Source organism: Bacillus vallismortis, assembly GCF_004116955.1.
GTDB classification, from domain to species: domain Bacteria; phylum Bacillota; class Bacilli; order Bacillales; family Bacillaceae; genus Bacillus; species Bacillus vallismortis.
Genome location: NZ_CP026362.1, coordinates 1,516,176 through 1,535,548, shown reverse-complemented (window position 1 = coordinate 1,535,548; position 19,373 = coordinate 1,516,176). Strand labels below are relative to the sequence as shown.

Here is a 19,373-nt window from a genome sequence, read left to right as displayed (position 1 = left end):
AAAAGATTAACGTTGCAAGCTAATCTTTTTTATTCAGAAGAAAGTATCCTAATTTTGTAACTAGATACAAGGTAAAAGCGATCATTAAAGTTCTTGATATCACAATTCCATGAATAGCCAGATCATACCCAGCAGGTATCAATGCTTTTGTGTTAAACATAAAATGTATTGAGATTAAAAGAGCTATAATAACCAAAATCATTCCAAAAGGACCTGTTTTTCCAGATTTCATACCAATTTCCACCCTATAATATAATAAGATAAGCAAACACAAGAGCTGTAAATTCTGATGATTATTACGAATATGCTGAGCAAAACCGCCTGGCAATGCCGGCGGTCTTTTGCTGCTTTGTTTATTTATTAAGAGAAATCGTCACATTATTTCCTGAAACGACAACCTTTGCGAAATCCTGTGTATCTACTACAGGGGTGACGGCTTTATTGTCGATTGTGATGTTATTGAAAGCTGTCGAAAAGGTTGCTTTGATGGCAGAACGCTGACTTTCATACGAAACAGCCGCGGTAGCAAGAGTTTTCCATTTTGAGATTGTGCCGATATTGGTTCCTTGGATTTCTGTGATAATCCGGCCCGTATACCCGTCATTGTTCGTTCCCCAAAGGGTCATGCGTGTATTTCCGTTCAAATTTTTATAGATTGTCATTTGGACTGTGCTACCAGGGCGGAAACCTTTGGTATATGTGAATTTATCTTTTCCCTCGATATACGTTTCATTATTTTTGGATCCGACCTTCATGAGAGGCTTCCAGACATTGTATTGTTTGCTGTACTGAAGCCCGAGATCTGCCTCAGTTCCGCTTTTTGCGCTAAATCCTGAATAAATATACGGAGTAGAGACTGAGTCATCATTTTTTACGGTGTCGGGAAGCTTGATTTTAGCTGTGAAAACAGCGCCTGTACTGTTCAGATAGGCGCGGCCGCCGATTCCCTTAGGCAGCTGGGAGGCTGCTTTTGCGACCTGAGTGTCTGCCGCGGGCAAACCTGGAATACCCGATGATAGTGTTCCGAAAAGAACCGCTGTTCCTACTGCTCCTGCAATCAATACTTTTTTCAACACAATTCCCCCTTTTTTGCAATGGTTTCATCATTTATTATACCTTATTTTGGAACTCAATTTATGTATATAAATCGACAAATTTTTCATTTTATTATTATATTTTTCTATGTGGAAAAACTGTTCCTCTAAAAGGATTTGCTCACAGCTGTTTTAAATGAGTTGAAATCCTCCTCAACATAAATACACAAATGAGTAAAGAAACGATAATCAAAAGTGTGACAGCGATCATTTCCCAGCCGGTAACGAAGAGGGGGCTATTCATATATGTTTGCCCCTGCAAAATAACAAAAGTACAGGTACAGACAAGCAAAGAAAACAAATGATGGGGAACGTCAGCGCTTTGTGTGTATATATTTTCAGTTCCTCTTTAACATAGAACAAAACAAAAAGTAAGCAGACCACATTGGCAATCGATCTTATGACCTCAAAGCTTTTCATGGCGATTGATACAAATAGACAGAGAAAAATGAGATAAAATACTATGTTTTAGAACAAAAATTTACCTTTTATGGCTATAAAATTTTCTTTATAACTGCAAATACTTATAAACACTTTTATAAACTAATAAAACTATGTACTAAATATTCAATATGATTTTAAATTCTGTCATTAAGGCTAATTAATAAGAAAGTAAACTTCAAATTATACCAGCAATAGCAGATCAAAAAAACCCGGCATTCAGCCGGGGAACAAGTGGAAAATGAGGAGATGTTAATGGAGTTTAGTAATGTTTATGCTTTTTATACTCTACAACATAATCATAGTCTTTTTTGTCGTGGTCATCATGTTTTTTATGGCAGTCATCATATTTTTTGTCATAGTCTTTTTTATCATGGTGATCACAGTATTTTTTATCATATTCGTAATACTTTTTATAATACGTTTTTTTGACCGTATAATACTCTTCTTTATATTTTTTGTAATAACCCATATATACTCCTCCTTTATTGTTAATACGCTATATTATATGGCGTATTGGTCGTGCGGCTTGGACAGTTACAACCATAGAAGAAAAAAAGGGCTGTCCAAAATCTCTAAAAAAAGAGGGGATGGAAACAAGTCAAAAACATCCGGTTTTTCAGCGAGCCACATCATTTTCTGATATTAGTGGTCTTCTATGTTTCTGAATCACTTTTTCTACACCGCAGGGCGAAATGAAATCGATGCCTTCTAAAGCGAAGGCTTTCTCCCAGACTTTCTGAAAAGGCGCTTTCAGAGTAATGTTTTTCGCGTTTTGCGATTAAGATCCATTCGTTTACCTCTTGACACATGATGTTTTATCAATTAAGTCATATAATAATAATTAATGGGATCATGCCCGTCGTTTACATGATTTATTGTGCATTCTGTCGATGAACATTTCTGTTAAAGGGGGGAGTACTGCATGTATGAGAAAGAAAATACAGTGAGAGAGTGGAAAGTGTATATTTTCGTCTTTTTATTTATGATTGTTTGTGCAGCTGCAATTGTTATTGTTGAAAAAGAAATCCAGTTCAGCCAACTTGTTCTGCGCGGATTTGATGGGTTTATCAGTTTTGTTTTATTAGCCAACGTACTGTTTTTCTGGAGGCGGAGCAAAGGGATCGCATTTTTTTCAGGAGTTTTAGCTGTACTCAATTTCATGATGGTTCTATCTATGAGTTAGAATCTAAAACAGGGGGGGGTTTATGCTAGGAAAAATCAAAGCAGCCATTGATAACAGCCCGGGAAAACCGGCCAGGATTGTAGTCAGTGAAAAAGCGTTTCAGCAACTAGAGAAAGAGATGCGCTTTGTTTACGTTTCTATACCGAAAACGATTATGGGAATACCTGTGGAAGTGTCAGATCAGGCAGAAAGCTTCAAACTGGAATTTTAATTGATTCTGAATGGCGAAAAGGCTCAATGTTTAGCTTTTTTATTATATGAAAGTTAAGATTCGTTATCATTTTTAAACAAGCGCTTGCAAACATGGTTCAGTTTTTTATACTAAAGTGGAGTATTTCTGCTTTATTAAAATGCTGAGAACATGGGAGGAAGCAATGCACGAACATAAAAGCAACAGCTTTAAAACGCTGATAGAAATTTTCATTATTTCAACAAGACTTGGATTTACATCATTCGGAGGTCCCATTGCTCATCTGGGCTATTTCTATGAAGAATATATTCGCAAAAGAAAATGGCTGGATGAAAAAAGCTATGCCGATTTAGTTGCATTGTGCCAGTTCTTGCCTGGTCCAGCGAGCAGCCAAGTTGGGATAGGGATTGGTGTGATGCGTGGCGGGTTACTTGGCGGGATCGTTTCATTTCTCGGCTTTACGCTGCCCTCTGTTTTGGCATTGATTATATTTGCTCTTATGTTACAACATACCAATGTAGAGCAAGCCGGCTGGATTCATGGTTTAAAAATCGTAGCGGTCGCTGTTGTTGCCCACGCTATAGCGGGAATGGCTCAAAAACTGACGCCCGATGCCAAACGAAAAACGATTGCATTGTTTGCATTGATTGTCGCACTTTTATGGCAAACCGTGTATACGCAAGCTGGCATTATCATCCTTGCGGCGGCAATTGGTTTTCTAATGTTTAAAGAGTCTGCCGGCAAAAAAGAATCAGCTGTCCGTTTTCCAATTTCTAAGACATTCGGAACAGTGTGTCTTTCTGTATTTTTCGGGTTGCTTGTTCTTCTGCCCGTCCTTCGAGAAGCTGCGGACTTGCGGTGGCTTTCTATGTTTGACAGCTTTTACAGGGCTGGTTCCTTGGTTTTTGGCGGGGGACATGTTGTCTTGCCGTTATTGGAACAGGAATTTGTACCGGCCGGAATGGTCAGTAAAGAAGCATTTTTAGCAGGATATGGCGCAGCACAGGCTGTGCCGGGGCCATTATTTACATTCGCCGCCTATCTTGGTGCGGTCATGGGCGGCTGGCAGAGCGGCATGTTAGCTGCTATTGCCATCTTCCTGCCTGCTTTTTTGCTGATTTTAGGTGCGCTGCCCTATTGGGATGTTTTGCGGAGAAATCCTCATCTAAAAGGAGCTCTTGCAGGAGTGAATGCAGCGGTAGTCGGAATTTTGATTTCAGCTTTTTATTTTCCGATTTGGACAAGTGCGATTTTGAATCCGATTGATTTTGCGTTTGCGGCTGTACTGTTCAGTATGCTTGCTTATTGGAAACTGCCTCCGTGGGTTGTTGTAGTCACGGGTGTGATTGGCGGCTTTCTTTTGAGCCTTCTTTAACTTAGATATCTCTAAAGCGTGATGAAACATTCATCACGCTTTTTTTATTGTGAAAAAAGATGAACATAAAAAAGAGATGTACGGGAAAAATAATCCTATTAGAGTGAAGGGGATTGACAGATGGATAATGTGATATTAACACTTACTGACTGGACATTATGGCTTCAAGCGTTAGTTGTATTCCTCGTTCCATATGCAATCAATAAGGTATTTACTTGGATTGATATATAAGAAGGTGCAATTATGAGATGGCGGAACCATCAGTACAAAACAAAGAAGCAGCATCAAGGCTCAGATCAATCAAAAGCTGAAACGGACCAAGAAGTATTATCCGGTCATTTCGGGGACGACCTTGAACTAGTGAAAAGAAAAATCGGGCATAACGGAGACGTTCATATCCGGGAATTTGAAATCAATCATTCACATGTGAAAGCGGCATTGATCTTTGTTGATGGACTGTCTGATCAGGATTTGATTAATAAAGGGATATCTGCTTTAGTCATGAATCAGCCTCATCAAGCAAGAGAGGACATTTCTCAACCCGGTAAAGGCAAATTCACTTCGCAGGATATCAAGAATCAAATCGGATCAATTTGTGATGTCGCAGAGTCGGAAAAAATCAGTGCTATCGTGTTGAATGTTTTCATGGGTTCCACAGCGCTTCTTATCGATGGAATGCCGCAGGCCTTTCTTCTGGGAACCGTAAAAAAACAAAATCGAAGCATTGAGGAGCCGCTTTCAGAAGCGCTTGTCAGAGGGCCGCGGACGGGCTTTACAGAAGAGTTGAGTACGAATACAGCTCTTTTAAGGCAGCAAGGGAAAAATGATCAATTGACATTTCAGAAATTTGAAGTAGGGACACGGCTAAAAAAGGATTTAATCATCGCTTACATGAATGACATAGCAGATCCAGAAGTGGTCGAGGAAGTAAAAAAAAGAGTGAAAGGAATCGAGATCGACCATCTGCCGGAATCTGGCTATGTTGAACAGCTAATCGAGGACAATTATCTCAGTCCCTTTCCGCAAGTACAAGGTACAGAACGGCCTGATCGCGTCATCAGCGGATTAATGGAAGGGCGAGTAGCCATTCTGCTTGACGGCACTCCGTTTGCTTTGCTTGTTCCGGTTACTTTCAGCATGGTGCTTCAATCGCCTGAAGATTATTATGAAAGGTGGTTCCCAAGCTCGTTCATCAGATTGTTGAGGTTCATTGCGGCAATCATAACCTTATTTGCACCGGCTTTATATATATCATTTATTTCTTTTCATCCGGGGTTAATTCCGACCAAACTGGCCATTTCAATTTCCGGGACGCGTCAGGGTGTTCCGTTTCCCTCACTCATTGAAGCTTTATTTATGGAAATTGCGATCGAAATTTTACGGGAAGCGGGGCTTCGTCTGCCAAAGCCCATCGGACCTGCAATAGGCATCGTTGGCGGGTTAATTATCGGGGAAGCAGCTGTGCAAGCGGGTATTGTCAGCCCAATCATGGTCATTGTCGTTGCGCTCACAGCCATTTCTTCATTTGCCATCCCGCATTACAGTACAGGCATTGCGCTTCGGGTGCTTCGGTTTGGCGCGATGTTTTGCGCGGCGGTGTTTGGGTTATTTGGTGTCATTATGTATTATCTGCTTTTAAGCAGCCATGTCGTAAAATTGAAAAGCTTTGGCCTTCCATACGCAAGCCCAGCGGTCCCTTATTATGTGAAAGATTGGAAGGATTTTATCATCAGAATGCCTCTCTTAGTCATGAAGCGCAGGCCGAAAATCATGAATACAGATAATGCAAAACGGGTGAAATGATGACCTCGACAGGATGGTGCTAAGCTTATGTCCAGCCCAAAGAGTAAAATTACTACCGCACAAGCAACGGTGATCATCATTAATTATATGCTCGCTGCAGGAGTTCTTACGCTCCCTCGGACAGTGACAGAACAAACAAAATCCCCTGATGGATGGATTTCCGTTTTATTAGGCGGGGGTATCGCGATCATTGCCGGAATAGTCATCGTCAAATTAAGCCAGCAGTATCCTAAGGAGACGTTTTATGAATATTCCGGCCATATTGTGGGCAAATGGCTCGGTGCTTTCATCAGTCTCATTTTCATTACTTATTTTTTAACTCTCAGTGCCTTTGAAGTGAGAGTGATGTCAGAAATTGTTGTGTTTTTTCTCCTTGAAGGGACTCCATCGTGGGCCATTGTCATGACGGTTCTTTGGATCGGGCTATATTCGATTACACAAGGTCTTGATCCTATTGCCCGGCTGTTTGAAATGATCTTTCCGGTTACGGTCATCATCTTTTTAACTGTAGCTCTTATGAGTATAGGCATATTTGAGGTTAACAATTTACGCCCTGTATTAGGAGATGGAATCATGCCGGTTCTCAAAGGAGTGAAAACAACGGCCCTTTCGTTTACATGTTCTGAAATTATGCTCATTTTAGTAGCGTTTATGAAGAAACCGAAAAAAGCAGTGAAAGCGGTTATAATCGGGACAGGCGTTGTGACATGTTTTTATATTATTACCGTGGTTATGGTGATCGGTGCCATATCTGTTGATGGTGTTGTAACGAGAACATGGCCGGCGCTTGACCTGATGAGAAGCTTTGAAATATCTGGTTTAATATTTGAGCGGTTCGAATCATTCCTTCTGGTCATTTGGATTATGCAGCTTTTCGCCACGTTCACTATCACTTTTTATGCAGCTTCCTTGGGTGTCTCGCAAGTTTTCAAAAAGAAACCGATTTCTTGCATGTTTGGGCTGCTTCCTGTTGTTTTTATTCTTTCTTGCATGCCCAAAAATGAAAATGATGTGTTTATTTTGGGCGATTTGGTCAGTCATCTAGCTTTGTATATATTTGGCGCTTTGCCGATTTTGCTTTTAGTCATATCGAAATGGAGGAAAAGAGGTGAAACGTAAACTCAAACACCCAGTAACCGCTATTGTCATAGTTTGTTCGCTAATGACTTTTGCAACAGGATGCTGGAGCAGCCGGGAAATAGAAGAGCTAGGTCTCACATTCGCTATCGCAATCGATAAAGGAAAGGAAACAAATATTGAGAAAGAGCTAAAAGAAGAGGGGGGGAGCTACCCGAAAAAAGACAACATGACGCTGACTTATCAATTTGTTAATGAAAAAGTGGCCGGCGCGGGACAAAGCGGAGGAGGCGGTGGCGGACAAGGAACGCAAAAAGCGTATCAAAATATTAGTGAAACAGGGGATTCGTTACAGCAGATTGGGAGCGAGGTTGCGTTAAGAAGGGACCGTGAAGTGTTCAGCCCGCATTTAAAAGTGGTTGTGATGAGTGAAGATGTATTGCGTACATACCCGATGGACAAAATGCTGGATCAATTTGTTCGTGATAATGAAATTAGGCTGAGCTGTCTTGTTTTATCTGCAAAAGGGAAGGCGAGAGATGCCCTCCAGCTGAAAGAGAGTGGTGAGATTCCGGCATTTCGGCTGACTGGATTAGCTGAGAATGAACATAAAGTTTCCAGAATACTGCGCCCTGTAACACTTGCGAAGCTAATCGGCAAACTGCATTCTGGCAGCAGCTTTTTACTGCAAAATGTGGTCTCGGCAAATGGAGCGGTCAAGTATTCCGGAGCAACGGTCATTAATGGGAAATCAAAAAAAATGATCGGTTCTTTAGATGAGTATGAAACGGAGGGGATTACATGGATAGCCGGGGAAGGCAAAGGCGGAGTTGTCAAAGCCCATGATAAAAAGAGCGGGCAGATTATTGCGTACGATATCAATGATATAAAAAGCAAAATCAAGCCTATCGTAAAAGGAACGGATATCTCATTCCATATTGACATTGAATCAGAAGGGGACTTGGTTGAAAACTGGAAAACCAATGAAACGTTGGACACCCAGTTTATAGAACGCATTGAGACGAATATTGAAAACGAAGTGAAAAAAATAGTCGGCCATGTATTAAAAAAAATCCAGAAAGAGTATAAAGCTGATGTTGCGGGTTTTGACGAATCATTAAGACTGGAACATCCTGACTTATGGAAAAAGGTGAAAAAGAACTGGGAAGACACCTTCAGTAAGGCTGCGATCACGTACAGCGTCAACGTCACAATTACTCATTATGGAACGGTTAAAACCCAGTAATGGATCACATAGCTCTTTAAAAAGAAGAGAAGAAAACATCTCTTCTTTTTCTTATGCATTTTTCAGGATGAAAATACTTTTTTTGGGATATGTCCCTTTTTTAAAAGGATCAATATGCTAATATAGAATTGCTTGAAATAGAAGGGAGGAGGGGCTGTGAGACGAGACAGAAACCGATTTATGTAGAAATCGAAATGAGATCTGATCTGGATAAGCTCTGGGAATATACGCAAACCCCAGCACTGCATAAAGAATGGGATCTCCGGTTTTCAAATATCACATATTTGCCTAAGCAGCCAGACGAAAAGCAGAAGTTTCTTTACGAAACAAGGGTAGGCTTTGGGTTAAAGGTATCGGGTACAGGAGAAACAGTCGGTGTTTTCGACAAATGTTCATCTGAAAGAGTGTCCTCACTGGCTTTTGGCTCTGATCATCCGTTATCCCTGATTCGGCGCGGGAATGGCTACTGGAAGTATATACAAAGAGACAACGGGAAAATGACATTTTTAACACAGTACCAGTACAAAACAGCCTACGGACTGCCTGGAAGATGGATTGATCGTTTGTTTTTTCGGCCGCTGCTTGGCTGGGTGACTGCATGGAGCTTTGACGCATTAAGGCTTTGGATTGTTCAAAATAAACATCCGAAACACTTCATCCGATCTGCTATTGTCTATGTTTTGATGTGTTTAATTTTTAGTCTGTTTTGGTTTCATCAGGGCTTTACGGGTTTTGAAACTAGTATTTTTACAGGAACAGCGAAGATAGGATTGGGTATTTTGTGGCTTATTCCCTTAAAGAGAAAATGGGTCCTTCATGCTGTCCAGGCTGGTCTCTTTGCTGGATTCGCTTTTTTACATTCCGAGGTATTATTATCAATCCTGTTGAGTGTGTGTTCTGCGGCAAGCGGCGTTCTTAGTGTTCAGCTCCCCAGTGCCCGTCACACAAAACGAAAAAGAAAGAAGTGACATTGTGAGCTCGATTTATGAAAAAACGATCAAGAACTATCATTTGCTGCATCCCAAATTGCAAAAACGATATCAATTAGACGAATCTCATACATTCAGCGGAACAGGAACGATGTCAGAAATAAGCGGAGGCTCTTTTCTGGTCAGAATGCTGTTAAAGCTGGGTGTTTTTTTCAGGTGCTTCTTTTCAGAAAGAGGCAAAGACATCCCTTTTACGATACAAAATAAAGCTAGTCTTCTGTATCGGGACACCATCGGAATAGAATGGAACCGTACATTTTTCTTTAAAGGCAAAAAACGTTTCTTTGACGCGATCATGGTATATGACGAAAAAGACGACAGAATACTCGATTTCTTCGGCAGTCCTCATCTTTTGCTCTCTGTTTTAGCGTTTGAGGCTGCTCTTGACGGCTCTCTGACAATTACATCGGGAAAGCAATGGCTGTTGTTATGCGGAAAACGAATACCGCTGCCAAAATGGCTGACGGGGACATCTGTTGTTTCCGAATCGTTTGATGAAAGCAAGAATTGCTTCACCATTCAAGTACATGTGCAAAATACAATTCTCGGCACTCTTTTCTTTTATAAAGGAACATTTCAGGAAGAAGCGAAGAAATCATGTTAAAACTAAATGGCATGATCAGTACGCTTTTATTTATAGGATTTCTTGCTGCGGAAGCACCCGATTTATCAGTGGCTGAGGCACTTGTATTGTTATCCATCCTATTTTTTGTGCCGGGGATTTTTCCTTTTGTGTTTCATCAATCGCCGCTTAAGGCTGTTCAATTTCTGGAATGTGGCTTCGTGCGATGCTATCCGGCAGCCGCTTTCTTTGCGGTGCTGGCTCTAGTGACAGACGTCGGGTGGTTCGCTCTGGTCTGGTGGATCTACACCGTTTTTTTGGCGTTGTACGCGCTCCTTCGGTTACGGGATACAAAGATACATAGAATCGAAGAGACATCAATTTTGTTCGGGCTTATCTATTTGGCGGGCGGAGGGTTTTGGTTTTTTGCTTATGCTGCACATTTGCAATTCATGCAATTTAGCCCTCTCATCATTTTGCTGACTGCAGTCCACTTCCACTATTCAGCTTTTCTGATCCCCATCTTTAACGGCTTGCTCGGGAGAATCACCAGAAAAAATCGGCTGTTGTACAGTTGGATGACATGGGTGATTTTGTTTTCACCCATTCTTATCGCGCTTGGGATTTCATATTCCAAAATACTTGATGTCATTGCAGTTGGCCTCTATATGGCGGCGCTTTATCTTCAAGCATATTTGGTGCTCACCACAGCTTTTCGCAATAAGATTGGGAAAATCCTTATTCGGCTTTCTTCTGCCGTTTTAATGGTGACAATCACATTCTCGATGATTTATTCACTTGGTGTATTTCGGCAGGAAGTGACACTGACCATCAATCAGATGATTTGGATTCACGGTTTTGTCAACGCATTTGCCGTGATATTGCCTGCACTAATCGGATGGAGAATAGAAGGCCCGAAGCCTTTTGATGCGGCCAGTGTAAAGACGTTCAGTCGTATCTACGGAAAAAGAAAGATTGGAAAAGACTTTTTAGCTCATATTCAAGCTGAAAATAACGTCCAATACAGAGGGCTTGTGGATGATATGAGAAGCCTTCGCTCAAAAGACTTTTCACCTGAAAAACTGGCGCCGTTCATTCTATCGTTTTATGAACAAACCGTTGAGTATGATGTGAAGGCAAAAGTGGCGTGGAGCACGTGGTTTCGGCCGCTTGCTGTTGTTTACGAGTGGATTAGCAAAAGAACCGGACAAATTCATTTGTCGACGAACCCTGACTGGTATAAAATGTACAGCAAGATAAAGGGTGTTCATTCGAAAAAAGACGGCAGAAAAAGAGTGCGGGCCTGGATCAGAACAAACGAAAAAAACGAAACCATTTTTACCGCTCTGTATTCTGTGTATCGCTCAAATGAAGAGGGATATATGAACATCTCTCTCCCGCTCCCATTCAGCAGCATGACAGGCATTTTAAAGCCTTATCATCATCAGGAAAAACTGGTTTTGACAAGCAAGCGGAGAAAAAACAGAGCTGGGGATGAGGGGATTTATCTGCAAACCAGAGCGGGGACATTTCCGCTTCCATTATCTGAGACCTTTCTGATAGAAGCTGCACATGACAACAGATTAACCGCTGTTCATCACATGTGGCTGTTTGGATTGAAATTTTTAACTGTCCATTACATCATTACATATATTCGCTCAAATGAAAGAACCTAACACCAGGAAGTGACTTCGTCTGACAGCTGTTTAACGATTCCATCAGTTACATTCCAATTCTGCGCCGCATCTGGACGGGAAAGGAAGGGATTAATGATGTTTTATATCAGTTTATTTCTGGTTCTTTGGCTGGCTGCTGGATTTGCAGTGGGAATGAAACAAGTGTATGTCGATCAGCTGTTCGATCAAGATGTGATCGAACAGCTGGAAAAAGAGAAGGGGAATCACAGACGCGCTGGCCGATTTATCAAACGCCGTTTTCTTTACATCGCAGCAGTAACTTTAAGCGGATTTATCGCTGTTTATTATGAAGTGAAAACAATCCCGCAAAGGCGAAAAATAAGAAAAATTGAAAAAAACATTATGAAATTGAATAAAGCAAAGAAACGAAGAAGCGATAGAAAATAAAAAATGCACAAGCCAAGAGCAGGTGCGTTTTTTTTGTGTTAGATATGGGAATTGGGAAACAAGCGGGGCCAATTCCTTTTCATAAATTCAGAAATGGGAAGAACAGCGCCCGGGCTAATGGTATATAATATTGTGAATTTAACAAAAATTTAACAAGGAGGACGAGAGAATTCGTGCGAAAGCCTCAAAGAAACCGACATCCTGTTGATTTGGACTTAGAGGCGGAGTAGATGAAACCGGCCAAAGTATCCCTGCTCCGCCGTTTGCTCCATTCCCTGAAGCATGTTGATTGTAACATAGTCAAACGTTTCCCATCAACTTTTAAAATTGTTAAATTATTGATTGTTTTTGTGATGTTCATTCCCATTTCTTCAATTTACGCTGAAGATGTCTATCAGAATTTTGAGGAATTAAAAAACAATGAAGAGCCTTCGGATTACCGTATTGTAACGAAAGAAGCCGGACACCCTGTCCTTGTGTTAGCCATTCATGGAGGAGGGATTGAAGGCGGGACAAGTGAAGTAGCCAGAGAGCTGAGCAAAGAGTATTCGATGTATGTATTTGAAGGCTTAAAATCGTCAGGAAATTTTGCACTGCATATTACGAGCACGCATTTTGATGAACCCAGAGCCTTGAGGATGACGAAAAACCACGAATATGTCATTTCATTGCACGGGTATGCAGAAGAAGATCAGCAGATTGAAGTTGGCGGTACAGATCGCGAAAGAGCTGCAGGTTTAGTTGAAGAACTGCAAAATGCAGGTTTTCCTGCTGTCTTGCTTAGTACGGACCACCCGCATGCAGGCGTTAGTCCGAATAACATTGCAAATAAATCAAAAACAGGGCTGAGTATCCAGATCGAAATGAGCACAGGTTTTAGAAGATCTTTGTTCGGCATTTTTTCTTTAAAAAGCAGATCTGTTACTCAAAATGAGAGATTTTATGATTTTACAGAAGTAATGTCCCGTTTTCTGAAAAGTAACTACTGAAAAATAGGAGGCGATAAGTCGGCCTCCTATTCCTCATGCTTCTCGTTTGTAACGTCAGGATACATCTCATCAGCGGCTTCTGTTTGATATTGTAGAGTGTTATCTCTGGCTGTCAGTTCATTTCGGAATGTTTCATCCAGCACATTCTTCAGTAAATACCGATGAAAAAAGTATTCAAAAACAGTCAGGCAGACAGCGGAAAGAAGAGCGGCTGCAAACGGTGAAAAATCATTTCTTGTTTGGGTTAAAGCAAAGACCCAAATCAAAACGAATGAAAGTCCAAAGTCAGCTAATGAAGCTGTAATATTGTTTGTTCTTGGAAGAACGAGCATGTCACCGGAAAGATATGAGACAAAACCTAAGAAAATCGCAATCAACATCACACTTAAAAACGATGCGTAGTAGACCCTGTCTAATATCACATATAAAAGGGCGAGAGTGAAAGCAATCTTTGAGGCTAGTGCAATGAGATGTTTCATTTGATCACCTACATTGTTATTTTTATGAAAAAACCTTTGCAGTAAATGAATGATAAACACATTAAGCAATTTAGTTGAACCCATTTAACAGTCATTATTTTAAACAATCCGATTTTGTTTACACTGGTATTTTTTTCTTGTTGCATGAAACTTTCTTGTTGCATGAAACTTTCTTGGTGCAAAAACGTACATATGGTTGATCAGCCTTAGAGGGGGATTTTATTGTGGAGATACAAGGAATCAATCATTTGTTATTTTCTGTTTCTCATTTGGACACATCGATCGATTTTTATTGCAAAGTGTTTGATGCCAAGCTGCTGGTCAAGGGAAGAACAACAGCATATTTTGATTTGAATGGCATCTGGCTTGCACTTAATGAAGAGCCTGACATTCCGAGAAATGACATCAAGGCATCTTATACACATATTGCTTTTACTATTCAAGATCGTGAATTTGAAGACATATTAGCAAAATTAAAAAGGCTTCATGTCAATATTCTGCCTGGCAGAGAACGAAATGAACGCGATCGAAAGTCTATTTATTTTACCGACCCTGACGGCCATAAATTTGAATTTCATACTGGAAGCCTTCAAGACAGACTTCAGTTTTATAAACAGGAAAAAACACATATGAAATTTTATGATTGAAGCGTCCTCGAGATTTCCCAAAGAACATATACATAAACGTGAGGAAAGAGTAAAATATGGTAAGGGAGGGGTTTGATTGAAAATGAAAATAGTGGTTTTAACGGCAGTTTTGGCGTGTTTTTTAGGCATTTGTACACATGCGTCAGCATTAGAGTTTGATCACAAAACCGACTTTACTTTAAATGACAACACTAAGTCGTTTGTTTTGGAAAACATAAGTGATGTTCCGGCTATCGAGTATTTTTTAGGCTATCAGTTTACGATCTTGGGAGCTAAAAGTTGTTCGATTGAGTTTAAACTTCAACGGATGGGGCTTACCGGGCAATATACCACGCTGAGCACGAAACAATTCAGAGGCAACTGGTTTGATTTTAGTGCTCAAGATAAGATTTCAATTGATCCATTTCATCGATACCGTATCTTTGCAGAAGAACATTCGGAAAACTGTACAAATGTTCGGGTAAAAGGGAGTTATGGTATTCAATATTTTCATTTTGATTGAAGCTCATGATCATAAGGTGAGCTGTTTTTTTACATTAAAAAGAACTAACTAAACTATGTGCTAAATTTTCATATTAATTTAATCGCCGCGCTCCCTCGATAATATCTGAGGCCATATCATTCCCCGACCTAAACATGAAACATTTTTAAGCAGATTACGTCTATATTTGATAGACAGCATTTTGATAAAAAGTTTCCTGAGGGAAAGAATATTTCTTGACTTCAACAATCAATTGATGGATAATTGTGGTGTAAACATGATGTTCTTTTTCCTCCTATTCAGGCTCGCACCTAAAATTCAGGGCGAGCCTGCTTTTTTTTATACAAGAAACCCCCTCTTCATCGAGGAAGAGAGGGTTATTTCATCATTTGATAGTTCAATAGATTAATGGACGGTTCTGAACACACCAATCACTTTCCCTAGAATGCTGACATTCTGTAGGATGATCGGTGCCATCGTTGGGTTTTCAGGCTGTAAGCGAATGTGAGTATCCTCTTTATAGAAACGTTTTACCGTAGCCTCATCATCTTCTGTCATCGCAACGACAATTTCCCCGTTGTTCGCTGTGTTTTGCTGTTTAACGATGACATAATCCCTATCGAGAATACCTGCATCAATCATACTGTCTCCCATAATCTCAAGCATAAACACATGCTCGTCTGGGGGAACCATACGGTCGGGAAGCGGAAAATATTCTTCAATATTTTCTACTGCTGTAATAGGAGATCCCGCCGTGACTTTCCCGATGACCGGTACATTAACGACCTGGCTTTGCGGAATGTCTACTTCTTCATCAAGAATTTCTATTGCTCTTGGTTTTGTCGGATCTCGTCTGATCAGCCCTTTTGTTTCCAAACGGGCCAAGTGGCCGTGGACAGTTGAGCTGGACGCAAGCCCGACAGCCTCTCCGATCTCTCTTACGGAAGGCGGATATCCTTTTGATTTAACCTCTGCTTTAATGAAACTGAGGATATCAAGTTGCCTTTTTGATAGCTTCGTCATTTTTCGCACCTCAAAACGTCGATTTTAAGAAGATTATAGCATGATTTTCCTGACAGTACAAACATAGGTTCGAAAAAACAATTGACAGAAACATTTGTTCGTATATACTGAAATTATAAAAAGCGAACAAACATTCCTGTTGGAGGTTATGATCATGGGTAAAGAATCTATTATTTTTGTCGGTCTGTTCACAGTGATTTTGAGCGCGGTTATCCTTTTGCTGTCATATTCAAGCAACGGCCAGGAGCTTAATCAGTATGTTAAAATAGAAGTCCAGCAAGGCGATACACTTTGGTCTATAGCTGACCAGGTAACAGATAAAAAGAAAATGAACAAACAAGATTTTATTGAATGGGTAGCTGATAAAAATTATCTTCAGACGACTGATATCCAGCCGGGAGATGAATTGGTGATTCCGTTGAAAAAAAAGCATCAGGATGCATATGAATTGGCAACTGTAAGATAGAGAGGAAAGATAGAAAAAATGAAAGCACTCATTTATGCCCGCGTAAGCACAAATAAAGAACAGCAGGAGACGTCATTAAAGCGGCAGGAGGAGGAGCTTACGGCCATTGCGGCCGAGAACGGCATGGAAGTCGTCAAAGTGATTTCCGAAAAAGCAAGCGGATATGAAATGGATCGGGATGGTGTATTTGAGCTGCTTGATGAGATCAAGAATTCTGAAATTGATGTCATTTTGGTTCAGGATGAGACTAGGCTCGGACGGGGAAATGCAAAAATCGCACTGCTTCATTGCATCTATAGAGAAGGTGTGAAAGTCTATACAACCGCTCACAAAGGCGAACTGGAGTTATCGGAGGCTGATTCGATGGTGCTGGAGATCGTCAGCATTGTGGAAGAGTACCAGCGGAAAATTCACAACATGAAAATCAAGCGGGGCATGAAACGCGCAGTGAAAAACGGTTTTAAACCGCAAAAAAACCTGAAAAACCAACATGAAAACAGCGGAAAAGAAAGAATAGAGGTGCCCATCTCAGAGATTGTCCGCTTAAGGGCGAATAAACTGACGTTCGCAGAAATTGCGGCTACGCTCAGGGGGTTTGGCTATGATGTGTCTAAAGCGACAGTCCACCGGCGGTTTCAGGAATACATAGAGAATGACGATACAGCCGATTGAATCAGTTGTAAAACTCTTTTTGATCTAGTAGTATATAGGCAAAATGCAATAAAGGAGTTTAACATGATTTCAAACGAAAAAATTGCCAGAATTAATGAACTTGCTGCCAAAGCCAAAGCTGGCGTTATAACAGAAGAAGAAAAAGCCGAACAGCAAAAGCTCCGTCAAGAGTACCTGAAAGGTTTTCGCTCTTCTATGAAAAACACATTAAAAAGTGTGAAAATCATTGACCCAGAAGGCAATGATGTTACACCAGAAAAACTTAAAAAAGAAAAAAGAAATAATAAACTTCACTAATATAGGAGGAATACGGCAATAACGTATTCCTCTTTTGCATATACTATAAGCAAAACTTTTATGTTACAAATTTCAACAAGTTTCTCTCAATTTTAAGCTGAAACAGTTGAGAAAAAGTCGTCAGACATTTATGATGTAAGGGTACAACACATAAGGAAGGGGATTTTTATGGATACAATTGAAAAGAAATCGGTTGCTACCATTCGCACACTCTCAATAGACGCTATTGAAAAAGCAAATTCTGGTCACCCAGGGATGCCAATGGGGACAGCTCCAATGGCATACACACTATGGACAAAATTTTTGAACGTAAGTCCGTCAAACCCTGGCTGGTTTAACCGTGACCGTTTTGTTTTATCTGCCGGACATGGATCAGCACTTTTATACAGCATGCTTCATTTAAGCGGGTTTGATCTGAGCATCGAAGATCTTAAGGGATTCCGCCAGTGGGGCAGCAAAACACCTGGACATCCGGAATTCGGACATACTGCCGGTGTTGATGCGACAACAGGTCCGCTCGGCCAGGGAATTGCCATGGCTGTCGGAATGGCTATCGCTGAACGCCATTTAGCGGAAACTTACAACCGCGATTCATTTAACGTAGTCGATCATTATACATACAGTATCTGCGGTGATGGTGATTTAATGGAAGGTATTTCTTCTGAAGCAGCTTCACTTGCAGGCCACCTTCAGCTTGGCCGTCTGATCGTATTATACGATTCTAATGACATTTCTCTTGATGGAGATCTCGACCGTTCATTCTCTGAAAATGTGAAGCAGCGTTTTGAAGCAATGAATTGGGAAGTTCTTTATGTTGAGGATGGAAATAATATTGAAGAATTAACAGCGGCTATTGAAAAAGCACGCCAAAATGAAAAGAAACCTACATTAATCGAAGTGAAAACAACGATCGGATTTGGTTCACCTAACCGTGCCGGCACATCCGGTGTTCACGGTGCTCCGCTTGGTAAAGAGGAAAGCAAATTAACAAAAGAAGCATACGCGTGGACGTATGAAGAAGATTTTTACGTTCCTTCAGAAGTTTATGAGCATTTCGCTGAAGCGGTTAAAGAGTCAGGCGAGAAAAAGGAACAAGAATGGAATGCCCAATTCAATAAATATAAAGAAGTTTATCCTGAACTTGCTGAACAGCTTGAACTGGCAATCAAAGGAGAGCTTCCGAAGGATTGGGATCAAGAGGTTCCTGTTTATGAAAAAGGAAGCAGCTTGGCATCCCGTGCATCATCCGGTGAAGTTCTTAACGGACTTGCGAAAAAAATTCCTTTCTTTGTTGGAGGATCTGCTGACCTGGCGGGTTCAAACAAAACAACAATTAAAAATGAAGGTGATTTTACAGCGGTTGATTACTCAGGCAAAAACTTCTGGTTTGGTGTTCGTGAATTTGCGATGGGTGCAGCATTAAATGGCATGGCGCTCCATGGCGGACTTCGTGTATTCGGCGGAACTTTCTTCGTCTTCTCTGACTACCTGCGTCCGGCGATTCGCCTTGCAGCATTAATGGGTCTTCCTGTCACATATGTCTTCACACATGACAGTATTGCGGTTGGTGAAGACGGCCCGACACACGAGCCTGTTGAACAGCTTGCTTCACTCCGTGCGATGCCTAATCTTTCCTTGATCCGTCCTGCAGACGGCAATGAGACAGCGGCTGCATGGAAGCTCGCGGTGCAAAGCACTGAACAGCCAACAGCGCTTGTATTGACACGCCAAAACCTTCCGACAATTGACCAAACAGCTGAAGAAGCATTGGCAGGAGTAGAAAAAGGTGCGTATGTCGTTTCTAAACCTAAAAACGAAACACCTGACGCTCTTCTCATCGCTTCAGGCTCTGAGGTAGGTCTTGCGATTGAAGCGCAGGCTGAATTGGCAAAAGAAAATATCGATGTTTCTGTTGTCAGCATGCCATCAATGGACCGTTTTGACAAACAATCAATCGAATACAAGAACGCCGTCCTTCCTGCAGATGTGAAAAAACGTCTTGCAATTGAAATGGGCGCATCATTCGGATGGGGCAAATACACAGGACTTGAGGGAGATGTGCTCGGCATAGACCGATTCGGTGCATCCGCTCCTGGTGAAACCATCATCAATGAATACGGCTTCTCAGTTCCAAACGTAGTGAACCGAGTCAAAGCACTACTCAATAAGTAAGTCTTTCAAAGAGGATGAGTCAAATCATCCTCTTTTTCTTGTATATCCGACAAAAATAGTATTGGCTGTTTAACAGTAATAGACAATTCTTTCTTTTCTT

General features: G+C 41.0%; 22 protein-coding genes and 1 pseudogene. 17 read left to right on the top strand and 6 right to left on the bottom strand.

All coding sequences use genetic code 11. From position 1 onward, the window contains the following. Positions 1-19: 19 nt before the first annotated feature. The 4 genes and pseudogenes from BV11031_RS08240 to cotC all read right to left on the bottom strand — a co-directional run bounded on the left by BV11031_RS08240 (position 20) and on the right by cotC (position 2,007). Positions 20-304 carry a hypothetical protein gene (locus BV11031_RS08240; protein WP_121643734.1) on the bottom strand — a complete coding sequence of 95 codons (285 nt, stop codon included), beginning with the start codon at positions 302-304 and terminating at the stop codon, positions 20-22. A gap of 49 nt (positions 305-353) precedes the next feature. Then, the gene (locus BV11031_RS08235; protein WP_128568255.1) at positions 354-1,076 is read right to left on the bottom strand and encodes a YrpD family protein; all 723 of its coding nucleotides are present in this window, start codon (positions 1,074-1,076) and stop codon (positions 354-356) included. Between the two features lie 139 nt (positions 1,077-1,215). Next, positions 1,216-1,559, bottom strand: a pseudogene (locus BV11031_RS08230) (YoqO family protein). 238 nt (positions 1,560-1,797) lie between these two features. Continuing rightward, complete coding sequence (gene cotC / locus BV11031_RS08225) at positions 1,798-2,007, bottom strand: spore coat protein CotC (RefSeq protein WP_121642642.1); 210 nt, start codon at positions 2,005-2,007, stop codon at positions 1,798-1,800. Positions 2,008-2,460: 453 nt separating this feature from the next. Between cotC and BV11031_RS08220 the strand changes: the two genes are divergently transcribed. From BV11031_RS08220 to BV11031_RS08170, 11 genes are all read left to right on the top strand, one after another. Next, positions 2,461-2,721, top strand: coding sequence for a hypothetical protein (locus tag BV11031_RS08220; RefSeq protein ID WP_010330675.1), 261 nt, complete (start codon positions 2,461-2,463; stop codon positions 2,719-2,721). A 22-nt stretch (positions 2,722-2,743) separates the two neighbouring features. Continuing rightward, complete coding sequence (locus tag BV11031_RS08215; RefSeq protein WP_010330674.1) at positions 2,744-2,932, top strand: hypothetical protein; 189 nt, start codon at positions 2,744-2,746, stop codon at positions 2,930-2,932. A 163-nt stretch (positions 2,933-3,095) separates the two neighbouring features. Further along, the gene (gene chrA / locus BV11031_RS08210) at positions 3,096-4,286 is read left to right on the top strand and encodes a chromate efflux transporter (protein WP_010330673.1); all 1,191 of its coding nucleotides are present in this window, start codon (positions 3,096-3,098) and stop codon (positions 4,284-4,286) included. 240 nt (positions 4,287-4,526) lie between these two features. Next, positions 4,527-6,089: a spore germination protein gene (locus BV11031_RS08205; RefSeq protein ID WP_129550722.1), complete on the top strand. Its 1,563-nt coding sequence runs from the start codon at positions 4,527-4,529 to the stop codon at positions 6,087-6,089. Positions 6,090-6,116: 27 nt separating this feature from the next. Beyond that, a complete protein-coding gene (locus BV11031_RS08200) occupies positions 6,117-7,208 on the top strand; it encodes a spore germination protein (RefSeq protein ID WP_010330672.1) in 1,092 nt (363 codons plus the stop codon). Beyond that, the gene (locus BV11031_RS08195; RefSeq protein ID WP_010330671.1) at positions 7,198-8,412 is read left to right on the top strand and encodes a Ger(x)C family spore germination protein; all 1,215 of its coding nucleotides are present in this window, start codon (positions 7,198-7,200) and stop codon (positions 8,410-8,412) included. Before BV11031_RS08200 ends, BV11031_RS08195 begins: the two co-directional genes overlap by 11 nt. Before the next feature lie 194 nt (positions 8,413-8,606). Further along, entirely contained in the window at positions 8,607-9,380 is a 774-nt protein-coding gene (locus BV11031_RS08190) for a hypothetical protein (protein ID WP_041952602.1), read from the top strand. A gap of 4 nt (positions 9,381-9,384) precedes the next feature. Next, complete coding sequence (locus BV11031_RS08185) at positions 9,385-10,005, top strand: DUF4166 domain-containing protein (RefSeq protein WP_010330669.1); 621 nt, start codon at positions 9,385-9,387, stop codon at positions 10,003-10,005. Continuing rightward, on the top strand, positions 9,999-11,639 hold the full coding sequence (locus tag BV11031_RS08180) for a YndJ family protein (protein ID WP_129550721.1): 1,641 nt from the start codon (positions 9,999-10,001) through the stop codon (positions 11,637-11,639). The genes BV11031_RS08185 and BV11031_RS08180 overlap by 7 nt, the downstream gene beginning before the upstream one ends. 93 nt (positions 11,640-11,732) lie before the next feature. Continuing rightward, the gene (locus BV11031_RS08175) at positions 11,733-12,047 is read left to right on the top strand and encodes a hypothetical protein (protein ID WP_026014542.1); all 315 of its coding nucleotides are present in this window, start codon (positions 11,733-11,735) and stop codon (positions 12,045-12,047) included. Between the two features lie 230 nt (positions 12,048-12,277). Further along, on the top strand, positions 12,278-13,036 hold the full coding sequence (locus BV11031_RS08170) for a poly-gamma-glutamate hydrolase family protein (RefSeq protein ID WP_010330667.1): 759 nt from the start codon (positions 12,278-12,280) through the stop codon (positions 13,034-13,036). 26 nt (positions 13,037-13,062) lie between these two features. Here the strand turns inward: BV11031_RS08170 and BV11031_RS08165 are convergent, their stop codons facing one another. Continuing rightward, positions 13,063-13,515 (bottom strand): YndM family protein, encoded by a 453-nt coding sequence (locus tag BV11031_RS08165; protein ID WP_026014541.1) that lies wholly within the window; start codon positions 13,513-13,515, stop codon positions 13,063-13,065. Between the two features lie 224 nt (positions 13,516-13,739). Between BV11031_RS08165 and fosB the strand changes: the two genes are divergently transcribed. Continuing rightward, positions 13,740-14,162, top strand: a complete 423-nt coding sequence (gene fosB, locus BV11031_RS08160; protein ID WP_010330665.1) for a metallothiol transferase FosB — start codon at positions 13,740-13,742, stop codon at positions 14,160-14,162. 82 nt (positions 14,163-14,244) lie between these two features. Continuing rightward, a complete protein-coding gene (locus BV11031_RS08155) occupies positions 14,245-14,664 on the top strand; it encodes a hypothetical protein (protein ID WP_041952603.1) in 420 nt (139 codons plus the stop codon). 384 nt (positions 14,665-15,048) lie between these two features. Here the strand turns inward: BV11031_RS08155 and lexA are convergent, their stop codons facing one another. Further along, the gene (gene lexA, locus BV11031_RS08145) at positions 15,049-15,666 is read right to left on the bottom strand and encodes a transcriptional repressor LexA (protein WP_010330663.1); all 618 of its coding nucleotides are present in this window, start codon (positions 15,664-15,666) and stop codon (positions 15,049-15,051) included. A gap of 148 nt (positions 15,667-15,814) precedes the next feature. Here lexA and yneA point away from each other — a divergent pair, with 148 nt between their 5' ends. From yneA to tkt, 4 genes are all read left to right on the top strand, one after another. Then, entirely contained in the window at positions 15,815-16,132 is a 318-nt protein-coding gene (gene yneA, locus BV11031_RS08140) for a cell division suppressor protein YneA (RefSeq protein ID WP_082246385.1), read from the top strand. A gap of 18 nt (positions 16,133-16,150) precedes the next feature. Further along, on the top strand, positions 16,151-16,804 hold the full coding sequence (locus BV11031_RS08135) for a YneB family resolvase-like protein (protein WP_010330661.1): 654 nt from the start codon (positions 16,151-16,153) through the stop codon (positions 16,802-16,804). A gap of 63 nt (positions 16,805-16,867) precedes the next feature. Next, on the top strand, positions 16,868-17,101 hold the full coding sequence (locus tag BV11031_RS08130; protein WP_010330660.1) for a DUF896 domain-containing protein: 234 nt from the start codon (positions 16,868-16,870) through the stop codon (positions 17,099-17,101). Positions 17,102-17,269: 168 nt separating this feature from the next. Next, positions 17,270-19,273 (top strand): transketolase, encoded by a 2,004-nt coding sequence (gene tkt, locus BV11031_RS08125; protein WP_129550720.1) that lies wholly within the window; start codon positions 17,270-17,272, stop codon positions 19,271-19,273. Positions 19,274-19,373: the final 100 nt, after the last annotated feature.